Genomic DNA, 2,435 nt, shown 5'->3' with positions numbered 1-2,435 from the left:
CTATCGATGCATCGATCGCCAACTATCTCGCGGCACCGGTGATCTCCGGAAAGATCCGCGCCGACAGCGTCACCTCCGGCGGCACCGTCATTCGCGGCATCGATGTCGATCTCAAGCGTGACGGCGACTGGACAGGCTTTTCCGGCGGCGCCAACGTCAAGGACATTCCGGCCAGGGCCGCCGGCCGCGTCAGGGTCGCCAACGGCACGACGACCGTCGAGCTCACCTCCGGCCAGGCGACCATGCGCGGCATCAAAGCGGCGATCGCTCAGGCCTCGACCATCACCATCGCCAACGGCACGACCAGCCTGGACAAGCTCGCACTCAACCTCGGCGGCGGCACGGCGACGGTTTCGGGCAAGGTCGGGGAGGCGCTCAATCTCAACGCGACGCTGGCGCGGGTCCCGATGTCGCTGGCCAACAGTTTCTCGCCGGGCCTCGATGCCGCCGGCTCGATATCGGGCACGGTGAAGGTGACGGGCGCGCCGGCCAATCCGGCCGTCGCCTTCAAGATCGACGCCGCAGGCGTCCAGACGTCGCAGACCCGCGGTGCCGGTTTCGGCGGCATGGGCGTTTCGTCCTCCGGAACATATTCTGGCAACAGGCTGACCTTCGACGCCAGCATGAGCGATGCCGCCGGTCTCGGCCTCAAGGGCGGCGGCACGATGACGACATCCGGCACGCCCACCCTTGATCTCGACTTTGCCGGCAAGGTGCCGTTCGCTTTCCTCACCCGGACACTTGCCGCTCAAGGCCTGTCTTTGAGCGGCACGGCCGACGTCAATTTGAAGGTGCGCGGCCCGGCGACGTCGCCGGTGATCACAGGCACGGTCCGCACGTCAGGTGCCCGCCTGATCGATGCACGCTCGGGACTTGCGATCAACGATATCACCGCCGATGTGGTGATCGGCGGTGGCGTCGCCAGGATCAACCGCCTGACCGGCAATTTGTCGACGCGCGGCAGCCTGTCGGCCAGCGGCACGGTCGGCATCAATCCGGCGCAAGGTTTTCCAGCCGATCTGTCGGTCAAGCTCGTCGACGGCCGCTACACCGACGGCAGGGTGGTCACCGCCAACCTCAGTGGCGACCTGACCATCAAGGGGCCGCTCGCGTCGGCGCCGGTGATCTCGGGTGCGATCAACCTAGCCAAGACCGTCATCACCGTTCCCGAAAAGCTGCCGGGCTCGCTGGCGGCGCTGGACGTCAAGCACAAGAACGCACCGGCAGCCGTGCGCGCGCAGGACAAGGCGTTGCGCCCGGCGACGGCGAGCGGCAGCAGCGGTGGCGGCGGCCTCAACCTCGATGTCACGGTCAACGCGCCGAGCCAGATCTTCATCCAGGGCAGGGGTGTCGATGCCGAGCTTGGCGGTTCGCTGCGGCTGACCGGCCCGGCATCGTCGCCGCAGGCCGTTGGCACCTTCACCTTGCAGCGCGGGCGGCTGACGATCCTCGCCAAGCGGCTGACCTTCACCGAAGGCACGGTCGGCTTTTCAGGCTCGCTGGTGCCTTATCTCAACCTCACGGCGACCTCGACGACGAGCAGCGCCACCGTCACCATCGTGGTATCGGGCGAAGCGACCAATCCGAAATTCAACTTCTCGTCGGTGCCGGCGCTGCCGGAAGACGAGGTCCTGGCGCAACTGATTTTCGGCCGCTCGATGTCTAACCTGTCGCCGCTGCAGATCGCCCAGCTTGCCGAAGCCGCCGCGCAGCTGGCCGGTGTCGGTGGCTCGACCTCGCTGCTCCAGAACCTGCGCAGCGCGATCGGCGTCGACGATCTCGACGTCATCACCGACGAGGAAGGCGGCACCGCGGTGTCGGCGGGCAAATATCTCAACGACCGCACCTATGTGACCATCCAGAAGGGCGACAAGCCGGGTTCGGGCAAGGCGGCGATCGATCTCGACGTCGGGCGCGGCGTCAAATTGCGCGGCGAGGCCACAGACGCCGGCGAAGCCAAGGGTGGCGTTTTCTACGAGCGCGAGTACTGAAGCCGGCCGACGCGAGAGGGTCTGGCAATCCGACAATTGTCGCCGTTTTGGCACTCCGTCCGGGATCGGCTGGCGCTGTGCAAAGCTTCGCGCATGACGCCGGAAATCGGAACCGACTTTCGGTTAGGGATTATGCGCAAAATCAAAGTGCTACAGCGTCCTTTGCGCGCCCAGAGGACGCGCGGCGCTGTCGTGAATGTCTCAGTTTGATCGATCCGGGAGATTCGAACGAAATCTGCCGGGCAATAGCAATTTTGCGCCAAGACTGTCGTTATCACGCGAACTGCTTCCCTTCCAAAGTTGCACATTCCTTGGCATGTTCCCAACTCGTGCCGTTTTTGACATCATGGCCCGGATGCGGAATGGTAAAAGGCAGAAAGCCAACAATGGGAGTTTCGTGATGACAATCTACAAGAGTAATGGCGATCGCGTTCCGGATCACAT

1 protein-coding gene is annotated in these 2,435 nt (G+C 64.5%); it reads left to right on the top strand.

What is annotated here, in order from left to right:
* Positions 1–1,991, top strand: a 1,991-nt coding sequence (locus EOA86_RS30655; protein ID WP_206630184.1) for a translocation/assembly module TamB domain-containing protein, incomplete at its 5' end; no start/stop codon positions are given.
* Positions 1,992–2,435: the final 444 nt, after the last annotated feature.

The organism is Mesorhizobium sp. M5C.F.Ca.IN.020.32.2.1, assembly GCF_004023105.1.
Lineage (GTDB): Bacteria > Pseudomonadota > Alphaproteobacteria > Rhizobiales > Rhizobiaceae > Mesorhizobium > Mesorhizobium wenxiniae.
Note: the sequence above shows the minus strand (reverse complement) of the source record. Positions and strands in the feature narration are given on the sequence as shown.